We start from the raw sequence: 20,854 nt of genomic DNA, 5'->3' as shown, positions 1-20,854 counted from the left end.
TTACAAAAAATACCCAATCAATAACTAAAGAGCACCCTATGTCGCAACTATTACATACTATGATCCGAGTCGGTAACCTTGAGCGCAGTATTGAGTTTTATACTCAAGTCATGGGCATGAAATTACTCAGACAATCAGAAAATGCTGAATATCAATATACCCTTGCATTTGTCGGTTTTGGTGAAGAATCAACTGGCCAAGCAGTGATTGAGTTAACTTATAACTGGGGCACTGAAAATTACGATTTAGGTACTGGATTTGGTCATCTCGCCATTGGCGAAGAAGATATCTACCAACGATGTGATGCGATTGCTGCAGCTGGCGGTAAAGTTACCCGTGCTCCAGGACCTGTAGCAGGCGGAAGTACTGAGATTGCTTTTGTTGAAGATCCAGATGGTTATAAAATTGAACTGATACAGAAGAAAGCAATGAGTGAGGGATTGGGCTAATAATTATTGTTTAGTTCATCAACCAATAAAAAAGCCAGCAAATGCTGGCTTTTTTGATGCTGTAAAGTTCGATTAGAACTTCATTGTTACACCAGCGAAGTAAGTACGACCGATTGTGTCGTAAACTTCTGGTACAGTACCACCGTCACTGCCGTTCGAAACTCTTGATGGCTCTTCATCAGTTAAGTTCTTAACACCAGCGCTTAGCATCCAGCTATCGTTAATAAAGTAACTAGCTGAAATGTTGTGATAAAGAATTGAATCTACTTTATTGCCAGCACTTAAGTCATCCATTTCACCGATATAACGGTTGAAGTACATTACGCTCCAATCGTCTTGACCAGCTTTTATACTAAAGTTGTTACGTACTTGAGCGTATGCGCCAAAGTTACCGTCGATAGTATTAGTGTAGTCAATGCCATCTTGTTCAAAGTTCAACAAGTAAGTCGTATCGTTGCTGATAGTCCAATCTAAGTTCAGCGCATCGAAAGTATAAGCTAAGTTAAAATCAATACCGCTTGTATCTTGGTAACCTACGTTCGTTAACGAGTTAGTTAGGTTAGATAAATCACCATTTGGTCCGATGTTGAATAATTCACAAGTTGCTTGGTCGCCACCGTAACATGCATCTAGACCTGCTTGAGTATCTAAACGTGTAATCGCGTTTTTAACTTTAAAGCGCCAGTAATCAAGTGTTAACGACATGCCATCAACATAGCTAGGCGAGTAAACTAAACCTGCAGTGTAAGACTCTGACTCTTCTGGCTCAAGATCTTCATCAGATGTGTAATTAACTAAAATTTGTGGATCTTGCTCGTTACCCCAAGGATCATTTAGGTAATCGAACGAACCTGAGTTACCGCCGTATAGCTCACTAACACTTGGAGCACGGAAACCAGTAGCGGCTACAGTACGAATCATTAAGTCATCTGTCGCTTCATAAGTTAAGCCAATTTTCCAAGTTGATGCGTTACCGAATGTTGAGTAATCATCAAAGCGAAGAGCAAATTCACCGGTTAATTTATCTGTAAACGGTACGCTAACTTCTTGGAAGATTGAGATTACGCTGTAATCGCCATCCGTTGGATCTTGCTGTGCAGCAGTACTGTCACCAGCAATTACGATTGGATCTGGGTTGTAATAACCACTCTCGTAACGGTACTCAGCACCAATCGCGAAAGCAACTGCACCTGCATCTAAGTCAAACAACTCACCAGTAAGACCGGCAGAGAAGACATGCTGCTCGTTACCGCCATCAGCTTCTTCAGTGTAAGCAACGCTGTCTAATAACGCTTGGTCTGTCATTGGCTGACCAGTTAACCAAGGGTCTTGATCTGCATAAATTGCGTCAGTCATGATTGATGCATTAATCGAGTTTTCAACAGCTGTTTTAGCTTTGTTTTTACCGTAAGTGTATGAAATATCCCAATCCATACCAGTATTAACATCAACATAACCGGCTAAGCCTGCAGATACACGTAGCGTATCAGTATCTTGAGTATAAACACGTGGACCAACGTCATTCATACGTTTTCTGTAGTTAACTTGGCCTTTATCATCTGCAGTAATACCAGCATCAATCATATCTTGATCAAGTTCGAAACATGTTGCTGGATCATCTCCTGCTTCACAAACATCAAGCGTAAGATTGGCAGGTTGTGGTGCTAATTGCTGATTAGACTTACGCTTGGTATAAAGAATATCACCCGTAAAGATTAAGTCATCACTCAACTCTTGAGTCATATTTGCAAATAAGCTGTAACGCTTACTTGGCGTTTGATAGAAACTATCTTGTGTGTAGTCATATCCTTCGCCGCGATCAACCCAGTTACCATTGTCATCTTTAACCATTCCGCCTAAAGAGCCACCTGGGATGAATGAGCTATTGCCTGGATCTGTCCAGTCACGGTCTGATTGAACAACACCTTTACGCTCAGAGTAAGCTGCACCAATTGTGTAGTTACCACCTTCAGTATTAAAACCGTATAGAGCACTGATTTCGCCGTTTTCACCGTCGCTCTTGTCAGTCATACCGCCTTGAACGTCTACCTGAAAACCTTCAAAATCTTTCTTAGTGATAATGTTCACTACACCAGCAATAGCGTCTGAGCCATATACTGCTGAAGCACCATCTTTAAGGATTTCTACTCGTGCAATCATAGCAACTGGAATAGCGTTTAAATCCACAGCACTATCAGCACCAGAACCAGAGTTCACCATACGACGGCCATTAAGCAGTACTAAAGTACGCTGTGAACCCATACCACGTAAATCGACTTGCGCTACACCGTCTGAACCATTATTGGTACTAGAACCAACTGCAGCACCTGCCATTGATGTTTGAGCTTGAAGTAGCTCATCTACTGTAGTGAAACCTTCAGAACGAATCGCAGCAGCATCAATTACAGTTACTGGAGAAGCAGTTTCCATGTCTTGACGTTGAATACGGGAGCCTGTGACTGCAATTCTTTCTACGTTTGCAGATTCTTCTTCAGCATAAGCGCTTACTGAAACTGCTGAAGCAGCAGAAACTGAGGCTAATAACGCCACATTAATGCTGTTTGATATTTTAGATTTTTTAATCATTTGTTGCTCCCAGGTGATATCTTTTCTTATTCTGTTTACGCAATTAAATAAATATTTAAATTTGCGTTGGACTAGATACTGAATAACCAGAGATATTTCGTCAAACCACTAACTTGTAACTTTTGAACCATTTTTTGTTAATAAATATGCGCCAAGTATGTAAACCAAAATAGGTGATGAACATCTCAAAACATTATTAGTTTAATATTTCAGTTGAATAAACTAGTAAAACACCTGTGCAATAGAATTATTATCTAGGTCACAAATAACATTTTTAAAACTTACCCAATCACGAAAGTGCGACGCAGATCACATAAATAGTTTGAACCTTGACTCGGTTAAATCAAATATCTTCAGTTTTCATTCAGAATTGAAATTATTCACAATTAAAAACACTGAAACTCAGCCCTGCTGTGACTCAGAGCTAATTGCTAAATTAAGGAGGTTTATTAACCAAGTTGATTGGCGACAATAAAGGGTGATTATTTTACTGCAGTTGTTTTATTCCTCACTATTGAATGAAGAACATTAAGTAATAACTTTTTACATTCACAGAACAATTAAGCGTTAACTAACAAAAAATAAACATTTATCGAATTTATGAATTTCACTTTATAAAGTTTAAACAAAAGCAAATGTTAATAAGTTGGTTCTCGGCTCATTGCATAGATATTCATTTTATTTGGGCAATAAAAAAGGAAAGCCTGTGCTTTCCTTTTTCTACTTTATTGTCTTGATTTAATATTAACAATTTATTCTGCAGGTTTGATTATATCAAAATGTTGATAAGCTCTGTCAGTCGCTATTCGCCCTCTTGGTGTACGCTGAATAAACCCTTGTTGAATTAAAAAGGGCTCTAGCACATCTTCGATAGTTTCGCGGTCTTCGCCAATTGCAGCCGCTAAGTTATCTAACCCTACCGGTCCGCCCATGAACTTATCAATAATGGCTAATAATAACTTTCTATCAAGGTAATCAAAGCCCTCTAAATCAACATCTAATAAATCTAATGCTTTTTGAGCGACTTCTTCAGTTACAAACCCATCATGTTTTACTTCGGCATAATCTCGCACTCGTCGTAATAACCGGTTAGCAATCCTTGGCGTACCACGTGAGCGTTTTGCAATTTCATATGCCCCCGCTTCATCTATCGGTAACTCCATGACCTTGGCAGAACGGGTGACAATGGTGCACAGATCTTTGACGTTATAAAACTCTAAACGAAGTGGAATACCGAACCTTGCGCGTAATGGTGAAGTTAACGCACCCGCGCGGGTTGTTGCGCCAATCAAGGTAAAAGGCGGTAAATCTAGTTTAATAGATCTTGCAGCAGGTCCTTCGCCAATCATGATATCTAATTGGTAGTCTTCCATTGCTGGGTATAGGATTTCTTCGACAACAGGGCTCAAACGGTGTATTTCATCTATAAATAACACGTCACCATGTTCAAGGTTTGTTAGAAGAGCAGCTAAATCCCCTGCTTTTTCAAGTACCGGCCCAGAAGTCGATTTGATATTGACGCCCATTTCATTCGCAACGATCATAGCTAATGTGGTTTTTCCGAGTCCTGGAGGGCCGAAGATGAGCATGTGATCAAGTGCTTCTTCGCGCTTTAGCGCGGCCTCAATAAACACCTTTAACTGGGCACGAGTATCATCCTGTCCTGTGTAATCCTCCAACATTTTAGGCCGCATAGCTCTATCAATGTGAACTTCTTGCTCGAATTCTTGTGGCTGGATTAAACGATCCGCTTCTATCATTGTGGCCTCTTTATAACATTGACTTTAGAGAGGCTTTAATTAACACCTCACTTGTCATTCCGTCGCTATAAGCACTTAGCACAGCTTTACTTGCCTGTGCTGGTTTGTAACCTAAAGCAATTAATGCAGCAATGGCATCTTCTTCTGCATTATTTTCGATGGCTGCAGGCTTATAATTACTTTGTAGAGCAAATTCACGTTCAGAACCTACTGATGCTTCTAATAAGCTTTTCAATTTATCACGCATTTCGATAACTAAACGTTCTGCGGTTTTCTTACCGACACCGGGAAGTTTGACTAAAGTAGCAATATCATCTCTTTCGACACAATTAACAAACTCAGATGCAGTCATGCCAGATAAAATAGTTAAAGCTAACTTGGGACCGACACCATTGGTTTTTATTAATAAGCGAAACAGTGCTCGCTCTTGTTTAGTGATAAAACCATATAGTAACTGCGCATCTTCACGAACCACAAAATGAGTGTATAACATTGCAACTTGATTAAGTTCCGGAAGCTCGTAAAAGCTGGTCATAGGCACTTGTAACTCATAACCCACGCCATTGACATCTAACACTATTTCAGGCGCTTGTTTCTCAACAACAAGTCCACTTAATCTTCCTATCATTTATATCGTCCATATGTGCGGCTTTGGGCTTTTCCGCCCATTGCAATTAAACTTTGAAAAGTATGGTTATGACAAACAGCAACGCCCAACGCATCTGCCGCATCCGCTTGGGGCGCTGCTGGCAACTTAAAAATTTGTTGGATCATATGCTGAACTTGTGTTTTTTGCGCGCGTCCAGTTCCTACAACCGCACTTTTAATTTGAGTTGCACTGTATTCGGCAACAGGTAAACCCGCATTCATTGCAGCGACAATGGCTACGCCTCTTGCTTGACCCAATTTAAGGGCTGAATCAGCATTTTTTGCCATAAAAACCCGTTCAATAGCAAATTGATCGGGTTGGTACTGCTTTATTATTTCAGTGACCCCATCAAAGACTTGTTTAAGTCTGGTGGGCAGATCATCTGCTGAGGTGCGAATACAACCACTACCAAGGTATCTTTGCTGTCTACCCTGACATTGAATGACACCATAACCTGTGATCCGCGAACCTGGGTCAATACCCAAAATGATTGTCATCGCTTTACGCTTCCTTGGAACGATTATTCAAGGCTTTCCATCACTTCATCTGAGATTTCAGCATTATGATAAACTTCCTGAACATCATCATGATCTTCTAGGTTATCAATTAAACGCATAAATTTTGCCGCAGTATCGGCATCTAATTCAGCTTTGGTACCTGCTATCATAGTGACTTCTGCATTGATGGCTTCAAATCCAGCAGCATCCAGTGCATCTTTAACACTGCCAAAGGCATCAGGTGTAGTCAGAACATCAAATGCACCATTGTCATGAGTGACAACATCATCAGCGCCAGCTTCTAGTGCAGCATCCATTAATTCGTCTTCGTCAATGGCTGCATCATAAGAAATAACCCCTGATTTAGTGAACATATATGCCACTGAGCCATCAGTACCTAAGTTTCCACCAGATTTACTAAAGGCATTACGTACGCCTGATACGGTACGGTTTTTATTATCTGTCATGGTTTCTACCATAACTGCTGTACCACCAGGTCCATAACCTTCATAAATAATGGTATCTAATTGCTGACCATCGAGTTCACCAGCCCCACGTTTGACTGCACGTTCAACAGTGTCACGAGTCATGTTATTTGATAATGCTTTATCAATTGCTGCACGTAGACGCGGGTTGGCATCAGGATCTGAGCCTCCTTCACGAGCAGATACCGTTAATTCTCGAATAAATTTACTGAATAGCTTACCTCGTTTTGCATCTTGAGCAGCTTTACGGTGTTTAATGTTGTCCCATTTACTGTGACCAGCCATTGTGACTCCTTCAGTTATTTTTGTTCTATATAAAAACAGACCGAGGCAAAAGCCTCGGTATGTGGGTTAACGCTTTAGTACAAACCAATGAGATTTGTAATTTTGCTGATTAACATTATTCGTCAGCGGCAGGCTTTTCTTGAGGGATAACGCTAATCCCTAAATCAACTAATTGCTGAGGGTTGGCAAATCCTGGGGCATTCGTTAATGGACATGCTGCAGTCGTTGTTTTCGGGAATGCCATCACATCACGAATCGAACTAGCACCTGTCATTAACATGATAATACGGTCTAAGCCAAATGCTAAACCTGCATGCGGTGGTGTACCGTAACGTAATGCTTCTAGTAAGAAGCCAAACTTTTCATTCGCTTCTTTATCATCAATGCCTAAAATACGGAATACCGCACTTTGCATGTCAGCATTATGAATACGAACAGAACCACCACCTAATTCGCAACCATTTAATACCATATCGTAAGCATCTGAAATTGCTGCACCAGGATTGGCTTCAAGTTCTTCAGCAGTTACGCCGCGCGGAGCGGTAAATGGATGGTGAACGGCATGGTAACCACCATTGATTTTTTCGAACATTGGGAAGTCAACAACCCACATTGGGCGCCACTCACCTTCAAGAAGTTCAAAATCTTCACCGGCTTTAAGACGTAATGCGCCCATTGCTTCAGCAACAACGTTTGCTTTATCTGCGCCAAATAAGATGATGTCGCCAGTTTCAGCATTAGTACGTGCGATAATTTGATTGACGATATCTTCGTTTAAGAATTTAAGTACTGGTGATTGAATACCTTCGATACCAGCAGATAAATCATTAATCTTCATCCACGCTAGGCCTTTAGCACCGTAAATGCCAGCATATTTAGTGTAGTTATCGATTTGCTTACGAGATAAAGATGCACCTGTTGGAATACGAAGCGCTGCAACACGACCTTCTTCATCGTTAGCAGGACCACTAAATACTGCGAACTCAACATCTTTAACTAAGTCAGCAACATCAACAAGTTCAAGTGGGTTACGTAAATCTGGCTTATCAGAACCATAACGCGTCATAGCTTCTGCATATGACATACGTGGGAACTCACCTAAATCAACATTCATTAATTCATTGAATAAACCGCGAACCATAGTTTCAGTTTTTTCCATGACTTGCTCAGCTGACATGAAAGAAGTTTCGATATCAATTTGAGTAAATTCAGGCTGACGATCAGCACGTAAATCTTCATCACGGAAACATTTTACAATCTGGTAATAACGATCAAAGCCAGACATCATCAGCAATTGTTTAAATAATTGAGGAGACTGTGGCAGAGCAAAGAACTGACCTTTATAAGTACGGCTTGGTACTAGGTAATCACGCGCACCTTCTGGTGTGGCTTTGGTCAAAATAGGCGTTTCAATATCCAAGAAACCGCTATCATCAAGGAAACGACGAACCGCGCTAGTGACTTTTGAACGGAAAACAATACGGTCAGCCATTTCAGGGCGACGTAAGTCAAGATAGCGATACTTTAAGCGCTGTTCTTCACTGTTGTTTTGATGATTATCCATGCTCAAAGGAAGCGGCGCTGAAGCATTAATAATTGTTAGCGCTTGACCTAAGACTTCAATTTCGCCAGTTTTCATTTGTGCATTAATTTGACTATCAGGTCTTGCACGAACTAAACCTTTAACTTGTACACAGAACTCACCGCGTAAACTGCTGGCTACTTTGAAAACGTCTTCCAAGTCTGGATCGTAAACAACTTGAACTATCCCTTCTCTGTCACGAAGATCTAAAAAAATTACGCCGCCTAAATCGCGACTACGGTTAACCCAACCGACTAAGGTGACTTCTTGACCAAGATGAGACTTATTAACGTCTCCACAATAATGACTGCGCATTTAACTCTACCCTTTAATTCAGAAATAGGTGTCTAAAAAACAATTTAATTTGGCATTATATTAATAATAATGCAGGCAACTATAGCACTTATAATACGCCTAAAAACGCGTTTATTGAACGTGTGCTACATTTTTGCATGGAAGTATCGATTAGTTTACTGCAATTGAACAGACTTTAGGGAAAGTTCCCGTTATAACCGAGTAAAAAAACAGCAAATAAGACAATTTTGTTTGTTCATCACCTTGAAAACTCAACCGGTGATTAAAAGCTGCGTTGATCACCACCCTGCTTTTTTACTTTGTACATCTTTTTATCAGCCATCTGTAATATGGCGATAGCATCATCACCATCATCTGGATAAACCGCAATACCGATACTGGCTGATGCAGTTAATGTTATTCCTTCAATAATGAGGGGGTCAGATAACACATTAATAATATTATCTGCGACTTTTATCGCGCATTCGCTGCTGTCGACCTTGTTAAGTAAGATGACAAATTCATCGCCTCCAAAACGAGACACGGTATCAGATTTTCGTACTACTGATTTAAGTGCTGTGGCAATGTGAATTAATAATGCGTCACCAATGTGATGACCATGTTGATCATTAACATTCTTGAATTTGTCTAAATCTATAAATAACAATGCAAACTTGGCTTGTTCACGTTCATGGGCTTTGATCGCACATGCTAAACGGTCATCGAGTAAACCACGATTAGGGAGTTTAGTCACAGGGTCGTGCTCTGCAACAAACTTTATCTTTTGCTCAGCCGTTTTTCTCAAAGTAATTTCACGTTTAAGACGTTTATTACCCAAGAAGACGATAAAGGTGATCATACTGATAATCAGCAAACCTAATAGTACAATTTTAAACCACTTTTGATATTTGTCCGCTTCAGAACGCAAGTCAACCGCCACCCATTTTTGGTACATCTGCTGTTGTTTGGTTTCATCAATCGTTTCAATGGCGCGGTTCAGTAATGGAATGATAGTTTTGAGTTTGGGATAAACACCAATATGACTTTTTTGTTCTGTTAAATCTGCAACTAGGGCCATTTTTAAATCAGGAAACTCCCCTTCATTCAGCACATAAGCAAGGGTCACAACTTGTTCGATGAATAAATCGACATCACCAGAAGAAACCGCCTGTAAACCACGCTGAGTATTATCTACTTGAACAATTTCTAAACCTGGAAATTGTTGGCGCAATATATTGATCAAGTTATAGCCTTTGACGACCCCTATTCGCTTACCGTTATATTGGCTTAAATTGAACAACGGTTGTTGAGTTAACGTAGTCGCAATAGCCCAAGGTGATGGCCAATAACCTTCAGTAAACTCAAGTGCTGGCTCTCGATTTTTATTATTTGCCATACTGCCGACTAAATGAATACTGCCGTTTTGTAAGTCTTTATTGAGTTTGTCCCACTGCTGATAGGCAACAGGAATAATATCGATGCCTAGTTGTTCTGTAACAATTTCGATAACTTCTTTATTAATACCGGAAAATTCACCTAATTCATTTTGATACTCCATGGGCGCCCACTGAGTTAAGTAACCCAGTTTAATTGCACCCAGTGAGTCTAAATATTTTCTTTCTTTATTACTGATATAGATTTGTTTATCGACAGTAGAAAATGTTCTATCGGCTTCATTTAAAAGCCATTTCTGTTCAAGTTTTGCCATTTCGAAATCACTAATTAGCTGAAAACCATTAGCGATGCGCTCTGCAAGTTCTGTATCTTCTACATTGGTGAGGTTATATATTTGAGTACCAAAATCGAGCTTATTATATTGATAAAACTCAGACCATGATTTTTGATGTAATAGGTAGTGTGAAGTGTAAGCACTTGCAGCAACAAAGCCTGCGATGTCGCCATCACGACTTGCTTTGATCAATTGCTCCATGGAATCGTAATAACGTATCTGCGCATTAGGAAGAACTTTCCTAAGCTCGATAATATAAGGTGATGTGGCAAACAATCCGATACGTTTACCATCAATTTCACTAATATCTTTGATTTCTTTGTTGTAGCTAAAGAATCGACTTTTAACTGAATAAAAATGATTAGCTCTATTAAGACCGGTATTGATTTCTTCACTCTCAGGGTAACCAATATGTACGTCGGCATGACCATCTTTAATGAGTTCAATGCTGCCATTCATGTCGCTTGGAATAAAGTCTATTGAAATTCCTGTTTTTTCAGACCAAAGTCGCCACAAATCGACAAATAAACCATGGGGTAAACCGTCTAAACCAATATCCACAAATGGCTCTACATTCATTTGCATCGCAATCAATAGACCGTTGGATTCACGACGATAGCCAAACCAACGCTTTTCAATTTCATCGACATGGGTAGTAGACACTTTCTTAAAGCCTTCATTAATAAAGGAGACCCAAGATTGATTTAGTAAAGATACTACTGGCGCAAGTTCTATTTCTTTAATCAATATACGTGAAGATATATGGAAATTGTTGGCTAGTTCTAAATTGATAGGAATGCCTTGGTTATAGCCTTGAATCGTTGCAAATACGTATATTTCACCTGCAACAACAGCATCGTATAACGCTTTTTTAGTCTTAAAATATTTAAATGTCAGGCTGGGTTCTATCGCCAGTAAGTCCTGTTCATGTGAAGTCCCTTCAATAATGCCTATTTTAAAAGGACGAATATCACTAATCGCTTTTTTATTAGCAATGTCTTTGTGAAGGTAAAGGTAGGAATTAAGAGAAGATACTTTATCTGCATATGAAAATAGTTGCTGTCGCTCTTTGGTTATTGCCATACCAATGTGAGCATCGACGTCACCGTCAGCGACTGATTGTAAAGATTGTTGCCATTGCATGGGATAAAACGACACTTTTACGCCTGTTGCAGATGCCCACTCGCGCCATAAATCTACCATGACACCTGCGGGGTTACCGTTATCATCAACAAATTGATAAGGGTAAGCATCTTCACTCATTGAAATGGCTAATGAACTTGGAAAAGCCAATGATGATACCGAGGCGGATTCATTTTCATCGGCTGATACAATAAATGTCATCAACGTAAACAGGAAAAAAGTAAAAATAGTGCTAATTAACTTCAAGCGCGTTCCTTTGTGCTAGTTGTCATTTTATTAGTCGTTATTTGTTATATTCGTTTTTTGACCACACACTTTATCTGGTTGAAATTTTGTTAATCAACCTTAAGCTTAATTGTAAATCATTTTAATTATATGTTCATCATACCGATTTATATCGACCAATTGTCCTACTTAATTAATTATTTAGCCAAAAAAGAGCAAATAAACAAAATAAAACAAAAAATACCAATAGGATACTTGCTGCTATTTGGTAGGATTGGCTAAAATGAATCTATGATTTTCTCAAGTTACCTCAGATGAACTCTCAACAAGATACAATTTACGCTGCAGCAACCGATAAAATATCAGATTTTCAATTTGATAATCGGGTTGCAGGTGTATTTAATGACATGATACGACGATCAGTACCTGGCTATACCCAAATCATTAGTACGATTGGGGATTTTGCTGACCGTTATGTTACCCCTAAATCTAATATTTATGATTTAGGCAGTTCTTTAGGTTCTGCGACTTTGAGTATTCGACGCCAAATTGAGCAAAGACAATGTCGTATTATCGCTGTTGATAACAGTGAATCGATGATCGAGCGTTGCCAGGAAAATTTATCTGCCTACGTCAGTGATACTGAAGTAGAACTCATTTGTGGTGACATTAGAGACATCGACATCACTAATGCTTCAATGGTGGTATTAAATTTCACTCTACAATTTTTACCTGTTCATGACAGGGACGAGTTAATCGCCAAGATTTATCAAGGTTTACTCCCTGGCGGTATTTTAGTTATTTCAGAAAAATTACGATTTGAAGATAACGTGATTCAAACACTTTTAGATGAACAACATCTAGACTTCAAACGCGCAAATGGATACAGCGAACTAGAAATTAGCCAAAAGCGCAGTGCACTTGAAAATGTGATGCGCCCAGACAGTTTATCCATGCACCAACAACGCTTTACTGAGAATGGTTTTAGCCATTCAACAGTGTGGTTTCAATGTTTTAATTTTGCATCAATGGTGGCCATCAAGTGATAAGTTTTAGCTCCTTTTATCAACAAATTGCCGATTCAAGCCTGCAACATTGGCTAGAAGAACTTCCAGCAATTTTAGGGAAATGGCAAAGAGAACATAAACATGGCAACTTGCCAAAATGGGAAAAAGTCCTCAATAAATTACATTACCCAGCGCCAACTCATATTGATTTATTCAACGGAGTCAAAATTGGTGACGGTAGCCAGTTGACTCCAGGACAAACAGAAAAGTTACAAAATCTACTTGGGTTATTTCAACCTTGGCGTAAAGGCCCTTTTTACATTCATGGAATCGAAATTGATACTGAATGGCGAAGTGACTGGAAATGGGATCGGGTTAAAGAGCATATTTCTCCATTAGATAATCGCACAGTATTAGATGTCGGTTGTGGTAGTGGTTATCACATGTGGCGCATGCTAGGTGCTGGCGCTAAACGTGTCGTCGGGATTGATCCCTCCCCGCTGTTTTTATGTCAATTTGAAGCAGTAAAGCGTTTAGCAGGTAATGAACATCCTGTACATTTATTGCCACTGGGCATTGAAGAGCTTCCAACATTAGATGCGTTTGATACCGTATTTTCTATGGGTGTCTTGTACCACCGTCGTTCACCCATCGATCATATAATGCAATTGCGTGATCAACTGCGTATGGGCGGTGAACTTGTATTAGAGACCTTAGTGATAGATGGCGATGAAAATGCTGTTTTAGTCCCACAAGACAGATATGGCAAAATGAATAATGTCTGGTTTTTGCCATCTGTCGATGCACTCATGTTATGGTTAAAAAAGTGTGACTTCACCGACATACGTTGCGTTGATGTGGATATTACTTCAATGGCAGAGCAACGCTCAACACAATGGATGAAGAATGAATCTTTAGTAGATTATCTTGACCCCAACGATGTAAGTTTAACGGTCGAAGGTTATCCAGCCCCAAAACGGGCAACGATAATAGCGATAAAAAATCAACCTAATCACGACCTAGTTTAATATAGTATTATAATTATCAAAGCATTAGCTTAGATTAAAGAAAACAGGAATTGTCATGTTAAAGCAGGTATTTATTTTAACCGTCACCGCCGCATTAATATCAGGCTGTGCATCAAGTGCGAAAATCACTCCCGTTGGAAGTGAGGAATTGAGTGCTAATCTTGCAACTTCACAAACTGCGATTATCGAGGCAATAAATGCTCAATGTGCTCACTCATCTACTGAAATGCAAACCTTGAGTGCTGAAGTCAACGACCTAAAATTACAAATTACTGATGCATTAGCAAAACAATCTAAAAAAATGAATGATGATGCTGCAGCACTTGCACAATTAAGTGAGCCACCGCAGTGTCCAGAGTCAGTTGTCTCTGACAAAATAGTCTTAGGTGAAATTGAGCATGTATATGTTGATGAGTTAAAAGCGTCATTTGAAACCCGCATCGATACAGGTGCAGAGTCATCTTCATTAGATGCACGTAACATTGTGTTATTTGAGCGTAACGGTGTTCAATGGGTTAGATTTGATGTGATGACCAACGGTGAAAAGCAACCTGGCAATACTTTCGAGCATAAAGTCGAGCGCTTTGTTCGTATCAAACAAGATGCTGATTTACCTGACGATCGCCGTCCTGTGATTCATGCTCATTTAAAAATTGGTCAATATGCTGCCGAAACAGACTTGAACTTAACCGACCGAAGTCACCTTGAGTTCCCGCTACTTCTTGGCCGTAAATTTATGAAAGACATTGCAGTAGTTGATGTTGGACAAATTTATGTTCATGGCAAAAAACCACAAACAGAATCGACTAAAGAAGCGAAATAGGAATTCAAATGCATTCTCGTAAGCCATTTTTTATCTTTGTAGCCCTATTATTCATATCAGGGATCAGCGCAAGTATTTACCGCAGCGTTGAACACAACGTTCCCTTTTTTCCAGGCAAACAAGTTCAAAGTTGGTCTGTTGAAGCAAAAGTAATGTTCAACGGTACTAGCAAGCCAGCTGAAGCCTCGCTTTCTCTACCTCAAGACCCTGCATTTGATGTGTTAGCAGAAAATGCTACATCTGCCGGTTATGGATTAAATATTTCTGAAGGCGAAGACCGCCGCGCGGTCTGGTCAATTCGTGAAGCATCTGGTCGTCAGTCTTTATACTATCGAGTGACATTAGTGCCTACTGGCCAACTAAAAGTTGATGCTGATGAAGAGCCTGTCACCCCAGAGCCGTTTTTATGGCAAGTTACTGAACGGGGTGCAGCTGAACAAATCATTAACCAGGTATGGGAAAGAAGTGCGAGTAACATTTCTTATGCTCAACAGTTAATGGATGTGATTAATGATAGTAACCAATCGCAAAACCTTGCATTACTATTATCAGTTAATTCACGAACTCAGCTTTTTGTGCAAATGCTTCAATCAAAAGGTGTTCCAGCCAAGTTAGTTAGTGGCTTGATGCTAGAAGATCAACGTCGTCGTCAACAACTTAATCCTTACGTTCAAGTCTACCAAGATGGTGAATGGATTTTATTTGATGTAGAAAACAACAAGCAAGGTCGCCCAGATAACTTAGTACTTTGGCAACACAACGGCATGTCAGTGCTTGATGTCATTGGTGGTAGTAATTCACAAGTTAATTTCTCAATGTTAAAGGAAACTCGTTCTGCGTTAGCGACTTCTATTGACATGATGATGAACACTGATTCGTTAGACTTTTCGCTTTATCAGCTACCCCTTGAGGAACAAAGTACCTTTAAAGGCATCTTACTCATCCCTATCGGTGTGTTAGTTGTTGTATTCCTTCGGGTCATCATTGGTATCAAAACTTCTGGTACTTTCATGCCGGTTCTGATTGCATTGGCATTTATTCAAACCACTTTACTGACTGGTCTAATCGGTTTCTTACTGATTGTCGCATTCGGATTAATGATTCGTTCGTATTTATCGCAACTCAATCTCTTGCTCATATCCCGAATATCCGCGGTGATTATTGTGGTGATATTTATTATTGGGTTGTTCACGCTTATATCTTACAAGCTGGGGCTCAGTGAAGGATTAACGATTACCTTCTTCCCTATGATTATTCTTGCTTGGACCATTGAGCGTATGTCTATCCTTTGGGAAGAAGAAGGTCCTAAGTCAGTATTTATGTCTGGGGGTGGTAGCTTATTTGTCGCCACATTAGCTTACCTCGCGATGAGTAACAGTTGGATCCAACATTGGGTATTTAACTTCCTTGGCATTCACTTAGTTATTTTGGCTATGGTACTGGTAATGGGTCAATACACAGGTTATCGCCTAACTGAGTTAAAACGCTTTAAACCACTGGCTGAGGATAAGTAATGAAGAATTACGCTTGGCCTTGGGAATTACGTCGAAATGGCGTATTGAATATGAATAAGCGCAATATCGATTACATTGGTAAGTACAATCAACGCAAATTTTATAAACGCGTAGATGATAAGCTCATTACTAAGCAGTTAGCTTTAGCCAATGATATTGCAGTACCTGATCTAATTGGTGTTGTTGAAGAGCAGCATAAAATTAACGAAATACCACAAATGGTATTAGGCAGAACTGGCTTTGTTATCAAACCTGCTAAAGGTTCTGGTGGTAAAGGTATTCTGGTTATTACCCATGTTGAAAATGGCCGTTATTACAAACCTAATGGCGATGAAGTAACGCCAAATGAAGTTTATCGCCATGTGTCTAATATCTTAAGTGGCCTGTTCTCATTGGGTGGGATACCTGATGTTGGATTAGTCGAAGGCTTAATTGAATTTGACCCAATTTTTGACGGTTTTAGTTACGAAGGTGTACCTGATATTCGTCTTATCGTCTTTAAAGGCTATCCAGTAATGGGCATGCTTCGCTGTTCAACAGCGGCTTCAGACGGTAAAGCAAACTTACACCAAGGTGCTGTGGGTGTCGGTTTAGACATTGCAACGGGTAAAAGTTTGTATGCGGTTCAGTTTGATAAGCCAGTGCTTAGGCATCCTGATACCAATTATGAACTTTCTCAAATCCAAGTACCTAATTGGGACGTGCTACTTCATACCGCATCAAGCGCGTATGAAATGTGTGAATTAGGCTATTTGGGCACTGACATGGTGTTAGATAAAGTCCGTGGCCCTCTTTTGTTAGAGTTAAATGCACGACCAGGATTAGCAATTCAAACAGCGAACGGAAAAGGAATTTTAGACCGACTTAAACACGTAGAAAGCCTGAAAGGGCCGACGTTATCAGTGGAAGAACGTGTCGCTTATGCTAAAAAACATTTTTGCAGCAACCCTAACTTTTAGTTTATTGGCAACTGCTCCCGCAGTTGCCAACCCTCTAAACCTGTTTATCCAACAATGCTTGCGTTACCAGCCTTCGCTATCTGAATTAGACTTAACTCGGTCGGTTTCCCAACAGGCCGTTCAATTTGAGCAGCTCACCCTAGGCCTTAATAACATTAATGATCGTTTAAATTACTATCGTGATTTGGCCATTAATAGCCAACGAGAAAGCATATTAATGTGTCAGTTACATTTAGCTGACGAATTACAAACACTACTTTTAGAACCAAAACTTGATCAGTTAATAATGAATCTGTCGCAATCACAGCCCCCCTATTCCTCTTTGGCTGAAACATTAACTAAGGTTAAACAGCGTCAGCTCGATATTAATACCAAATCACAACTGCATAATGCCCAGGCAACCATCAGAAGAAATTTAACAAATCAGCATATTGCTATGGTTTTCAACGATAAAACCTGTCAGCTACCGACTCAAACAAACCATAACTCAGACACACCGACTGCCAATTCAATGTTGAAATCCACCAAGCCAAATCTGGATGTCAGTTTAGCTAAATACTTAATGTCACAACCTAACGAACAATGTAGAAAAAATGCTTGGCTTGCTTACCAATCACGAGCAAAAGATAAAAATGCGGCGTCATTAGATATCATTAAGCAGCTTTTGCAAGCAACGGCTTTCGAGTCACTTAACACTCAAATACTCAATGCCGCTTCACTTAATGAATATTTACAGCAACAAACAAGTAATATTAATCTTGCACCTTGGAACATTGGGCAACATCTTGCTTCATTACCTCACCAGCCCTACTCTGGACCTCAGTCTGCAAATGAGATTTTTACACGAGTATTTACTCAATTAGAAAATTTGGGGATTCGAATAGAAGCATTGAATCTCAGTGACATAACCGACACTACAACAGTTGAAACAACCGATACAAACCACACTATCACCAAAGATGGCGTTAAAAATACAATTTATCGTGTATGGCACCAACAACGTCTACTCGGAGAATTGTTTGTTAGCCCAACAGGTCAGACTAACGCCCATGTTATTCGTTACCCCGTGATCGGACATCAATTTGCACAAGCAAGCATCAGTTATTCAGACGCTATCTCTAATAAAAGACAAGCAAATAAGTTGATTAATGCAATTGCAGAAGCTGTTACAGGGTTAGCACGGGGTAATAAATTTTATCTGATTAATAAACAGGGGAAATCTGCTGATAACCATTTATTAGGGCAATATTGGCTGTCTGCATACCTACGCCAGCAAAACGATTCTGTATTATCTCAACGAGAGCAAGTTGTCCAAGATTATCGTCGGCAATTACGTGTTATACGTTCCAAAGTTATTATTGACTTCTATTTGAATGAGCCCTCAAAGCAACAACAGTTATCAATGGCTTTTAAAGATAGCTTCAATGAAGAGTGGCAATACGCTAATGATTTAGCTTTTAGCTTCAATGGTATTGCAAATGAAGGGGTTAACTATTATTTACCTCTTTGGCATCAAAGCCTTGTTAGTATGATTTTCGAATCTAGTAAATCTTCAGTAACAGAACGTCAAGTTTTTGATATTTTGGTGGTTAATGAAGATAATTTACCCCTAATGGAGCAAATGTTCATTATACTTACTCCACCCAATGATCTATCTTCACTCATCAGGAGAGCCTTCAATGCTGGCCACTCGCAAAAGTAAATCCTTATCGTGCTTAATTGGTTTATCATTTATAGTATCTTCGGTATCAGCCTTCGCTGCCGATGACCCAAAATCAACCGCAACACCATTAACACACCAACAAGTAAGAAGTGCGATACAGGTTAACCTTGAACAAAATATGTATTCTCTGCCACCAAGAATTCAAGGGCACTATGGTTTAAGAATGTACCGAATGACGGGTGATGAAAAGTATACAAATGCAGCCTTGATAGATTTAATCACTATTACTGAACGTCAAAACTATTTTGCCTGTAATATTGATAAGCCTAAGTTTATCGAACAGCAAGCCAATGAAGCAATAAGTGTATTAGGTAAAGGCCCTCGTGCAAAAGCGAGAAAGAAAGCACTGAAGCCCTTCCCAGAATTTATCTTTTATAGCGATATTTTATTACGTTATGCCAGTCGTACGGACGAGTTAGGTTTTATGGGGCCTTGCCATCAAAAAATGGTTACGGCATTAAAAGCATATGATCTTAAACCTGCATTGACTGATCCTAAGATGATTAAAGCTTGGGCTGCACAACTGATCAATTACGCGTATTGGGCAGAACAACTTGAAGTCGGAAACTACGTCGATGATTACAAACAAGCTTTCATTGCCGCTTACCCTAATGATAAAGATAGCGAATTAGATAAAAGACAATTCAGAAATAAATTGTATGGCATGACTCACTTTATCTTTGCTGCAAGCGGTTATTATCAACAAGAAGTAAGTGCCAAAGAGTTTAAATGGATTTTAGATTACTTTGATGACAACATTGACCGTATCCTTACCGATGCCACAGACGATATTATTTCTGAAGTTGGGATAAGTTTCTATTTAACAGGCTTACGTGATCATCCAGTCATTAAGAAGACGCAAAACCACATAGCAGCATCGTTTAACCCTGAATACCAACTGATCCCTTCACCACGTGGAAATCCAGATATGGTCATGGGTGAACACAGAAATGTTTTAGCCATGATGTTACTTGATTGGCCAGAGACGCTTCATAAAGGGCCATATCTTGCTGAAACAAAAGCGACGAAGAAGTACTTACCTGTACAAGTGACACCTAAAAATGACACGAGGAAAAACAAGTAAGTAAGATATTAGTGATGATTAAGGGGTAACGATTGTTACCCCTTATTTTTGCAGTTTACCCCACCATGAGTAATTTAATACATGAGTAGAGCTAAATCCACGTTAGAACAGTGGCGAATTATTCAATCTGTGGTTGATTTCGGTGGTTACGCCCAAGCTGCTGAACAGCTTAACAAAAGCCAATCATCTCTTAATCATGCTGTGGCAAAACTACAGACTCAATTGGGTATCCAATTACTCGAAGTTAAAGGCCGTAAAGCTTATCTCACAGAACAAGGCGAAGTATTATTACGTCGTTCACGACATTTAACCCAAACAGTAGATGAACTCGAACAACTCGCGAGCAATCTTGGCGAGGGCTGGGAGCCTAACTTAACCATTGCGCGAGAAATCATTTATCCTCTGCACTATTTAGTGGATGCCTTAAAAGCATTTTTGCCCCATAGTCGCGGCACCCGGGTAACGATTATCGACTCAGTTATTTCTGGTACTCACGAACTAATTTTAAATAACACTGCAGATATTGCCATTTGTGGGATCCCCGCTAAAGGTCATGTTGCAGAGCCTATATGTGAGTCAGAATTATATCTAGTGTGCTCGCCGCTCACCCACTAGCTCAGCACGATGTTATAGCTGATGACCAAGTTTTAGCTCAACATCTACAGATTGTCATTAAAGACACAGCAACCCATAAAGCATCAGATACTGGTTGGCTAAAAGCAGAACAACGTTGGACGGTTTCTAATTTTCATGAAGCGAAAACTATTTTAAAAACAGGCATTGGTTTTTGTTGGGCACCAGCTTACTTAATTGAGGATGAGATTAAATCAGGTGAACTGCGAAGATTGGCATTGAAAGGCAGTAAAAGTCGTAAGGTACAACTTTCATTAGTGGTTCCAAATAGGGATAAACAAGGGCCAGCATCTAAATTATTAGAGTCATTGATATTATTACAACATGATATTAATCAGGTGGTTGAATAGGTAACTATTCATATTAGCTAATAAATTTGATTACTTTGAATGCAATTAC

At 39.6% G+C, this 20,854-nt stretch carries 15 protein-coding genes and 1 pseudogene; 9 read left to right on the top strand and 7 right to left on the bottom strand.

Annotated elements, in window-relative coordinates:
• The first annotated feature begins 38 nt into the window (after positions 1-38).
• Positions 39-449 (top strand): lactoylglutathione lyase, encoded by a 411-nt coding sequence (gloA, locus tag AB4153_RS15135; protein WP_102526056.1) that lies wholly within the window; start codon positions 39-41, stop codon positions 447-449.
• A 72-nt stretch (positions 450-521) separates the two neighbouring features.
• Here gloA and AB4153_RS15130 read toward each other — a convergent pair whose 3' ends face one another.
• From AB4153_RS15130 to AB4153_RS15100, 7 genes are all read right to left on the bottom strand, one after another.
• A complete protein-coding gene (locus tag AB4153_RS15130; RefSeq protein WP_371998013.1) occupies positions 522-3,035 on the bottom strand; it encodes a TonB-dependent receptor in 2,514 nt (837 codons plus the stop codon).
• Positions 3,036-3,787: 752 nt separating this feature from the next.
• Positions 3,788-4,795, bottom strand: a complete 1,008-nt coding sequence (gene ruvB, locus AB4153_RS15125; protein WP_102526058.1) for a Holliday junction branch migration DNA helicase RuvB — start codon at positions 4,793-4,795, stop codon at positions 3,788-3,790.
• A gap of 10 nt (positions 4,796-4,805) precedes the next feature.
• Positions 4,806-5,423: a Holliday junction branch migration protein RuvA gene (gene ruvA / locus AB4153_RS15120; protein ID WP_102526059.1), complete on the bottom strand. Its 618-nt coding sequence runs from the start codon at positions 5,421-5,423 to the stop codon at positions 4,806-4,808.
• Positions 5,420-5,941 carry a crossover junction endodeoxyribonuclease RuvC gene (ruvC, locus tag AB4153_RS15115; protein WP_102526060.1) on the bottom strand — a complete coding sequence of 174 codons (522 nt, stop codon included), beginning with the start codon at positions 5,939-5,941 and terminating at the stop codon, positions 5,420-5,422. Before ruvC ends, ruvA begins: the two co-directional genes overlap by 4 nt.
• Positions 5,942-5,964: 23 nt before the next feature.
• On the bottom strand, positions 5,965-6,711 hold the full coding sequence (locus tag AB4153_RS15110) for a YebC/PmpR family DNA-binding transcriptional regulator (protein ID WP_102526061.1): 747 nt from the start codon (positions 6,709-6,711) through the stop codon (positions 5,965-5,967).
• Positions 6,712-6,826: 115 nt separating this feature from the next.
• Positions 6,827-8,608 carry an aspartate--tRNA ligase gene (gene aspS / locus AB4153_RS15105; protein WP_102526062.1) on the bottom strand — a complete coding sequence of 594 codons (1,782 nt, stop codon included), beginning with the start codon at positions 8,606-8,608 and terminating at the stop codon, positions 6,827-6,829.
• Positions 8,609-8,870: 262 nt separating this feature from the next.
• Positions 8,871-11,705, bottom strand: a complete 2,835-nt coding sequence (locus AB4153_RS15100; protein WP_371998010.1) for a diguanylate cyclase domain-containing protein — start codon at positions 11,703-11,705, stop codon at positions 8,871-8,873.
• A 293-nt stretch (positions 11,706-11,998) separates the two neighbouring features.
• Here AB4153_RS15100 and cmoA point away from each other — a divergent pair, with 293 nt between their 5' ends.
• From cmoA to AB4153_RS15060, 8 genes and pseudogenes are all read left to right on the top strand, one after another.
• Positions 11,999-12,730, top strand: a complete 732-nt coding sequence (cmoA, locus tag AB4153_RS15095; protein ID WP_102526064.1) for a carboxy-S-adenosyl-L-methionine synthase CmoA — start codon at positions 11,999-12,001, stop codon at positions 12,728-12,730.
• Positions 12,727-13,719: a tRNA 5-methoxyuridine(34)/uridine 5-oxyacetic acid(34) synthase CmoB gene (gene cmoB / locus AB4153_RS15090; protein WP_371998008.1), complete on the top strand. Its 993-nt coding sequence runs from the start codon at positions 12,727-12,729 to the stop codon at positions 13,717-13,719. Before cmoA ends, cmoB begins: the two co-directional genes overlap by 4 nt.
• Before the next feature lie 55 nt (positions 13,720-13,774).
• On the top strand, positions 13,775-14,542 hold the full coding sequence (locus tag AB4153_RS15085; RefSeq protein ID WP_102526066.1) for an ATP-dependent zinc protease: 768 nt from the start codon (positions 13,775-13,777) through the stop codon (positions 14,540-14,542).
• A gap of 8 nt (positions 14,543-14,550) precedes the next feature.
• Positions 14,551-16,056 (top strand): UUP1 family membrane protein, encoded by a 1,506-nt coding sequence (locus tag AB4153_RS15080; RefSeq protein ID WP_102526067.1) that lies wholly within the window; start codon positions 14,551-14,553, stop codon positions 16,054-16,056.
• Positions 16,056-17,015, top strand: a complete 960-nt coding sequence (locus AB4153_RS15075) for an alpha-L-glutamate ligase-like protein (protein ID WP_102526068.1) — start codon at positions 16,056-16,058, stop codon at positions 17,013-17,015. The genes AB4153_RS15080 and AB4153_RS15075 overlap by 1 nt, the downstream gene beginning before the upstream one ends.
• Positions 16,978-18,717, top strand: coding sequence for a hypothetical protein (locus AB4153_RS15070; RefSeq protein ID WP_102526069.1), 1,740 nt, complete (start codon positions 16,978-16,980; stop codon positions 18,715-18,717). Before AB4153_RS15075 ends, AB4153_RS15070 begins: the two co-directional genes overlap by 38 nt.
• Entirely contained in the window at positions 18,695-19,822 is a 1,128-nt protein-coding gene (locus tag AB4153_RS15065; protein ID WP_371998006.1) for a DUF3541 domain-containing protein, read from the top strand. Before AB4153_RS15070 ends, AB4153_RS15065 begins: the two co-directional genes overlap by 23 nt.
• Before the next feature lie 81 nt (positions 19,823-19,903).
• Positions 19,904-20,805 (top strand): annotated as a pseudogene (locus tag AB4153_RS15060) (LysR family transcriptional regulator).
• Positions 20,806-20,854: the final 49 nt, after the last annotated feature.

This window comes from Shewanella sp. 10N.286.52.E4 (assembly GCF_041468785.1).
Taxonomy (GTDB): domain Bacteria; phylum Pseudomonadota; class Gammaproteobacteria; order Enterobacterales; family Shewanellaceae; genus Shewanella; species Shewanella electrodiphila.
This window is presented reverse-complemented; position numbering and strand designations above follow the sequence as displayed.

Coding starts and splice junctions, on each gene's coding strand:
- AB4153_RS15080 (WP_102526067.1), top strand. CDS start 14,551: ATGCATTCTCGTAAGCCATTTTTTATCTTTGTAGCCCTATTATTCATA.
- gloA (WP_102526056.1), top strand. CDS start 39: ATGTCGCAACTATTACATACTATGATCCGAGTCGGTAACCTTGAGCGC.
- AB4153_RS15085 (WP_102526066.1), top strand. CDS start 13,775: ATGTTAAAGCAGGTATTTATTTTAACCGTCACCGCCGCATTAATATCA.
- AB4153_RS15065 (WP_371998006.1), top strand. CDS start 18,695: ATGCTGGCCACTCGCAAAAGTAAATCCTTATCGTGCTTAATTGGTTTA.
- aspS (WP_102526062.1), bottom strand. CDS start 8,608: ATGCGCAGTCATTATTGTGGAGACGTTAATAAGTCTCATCTTGGTCAA.
- ruvB (WP_102526058.1), bottom strand. CDS start 4,795: ATGATAGAAGCGGATCGTTTAATCCAGCCACAAGAATTCGAGCAAGAA.
- AB4153_RS15070 (WP_102526069.1), top strand. CDS start 16,978: ATGCTAAAAAACATTTTTGCAGCAACCCTAACTTTTAGTTTATTGGCA.
- cmoA (WP_102526064.1), top strand. CDS start 11,999: ATGAACTCTCAACAAGATACAATTTACGCTGCAGCAACCGATAAAATA.
- AB4153_RS15110 (WP_102526061.1), bottom strand. CDS start 6,711: ATGGCTGGTCACAGTAAATGGGACAACATTAAACACCGTAAAGCTGCT.
- AB4153_RS15075 (WP_102526068.1), top strand. CDS start 16,056: ATGAAGAATTACGCTTGGCCTTGGGAATTACGTCGAAATGGCGTATTG.
- ruvC (WP_102526060.1), bottom strand. CDS start 5,941: ATGACAATCATTTTGGGTATTGACCCAGGTTCGCGGATCACAGGTTAT.
- ruvA (WP_102526059.1), bottom strand. CDS start 5,423: ATGATAGGAAGATTAAGTGGACTTGTTGTTGAGAAACAAGCGCCTGAA.
- AB4153_RS15130 (WP_371998013.1), bottom strand. CDS start 3,035: ATGATTAAAAAATCTAAAATATCAAACAGCATTAATGTGGCGTTATTA.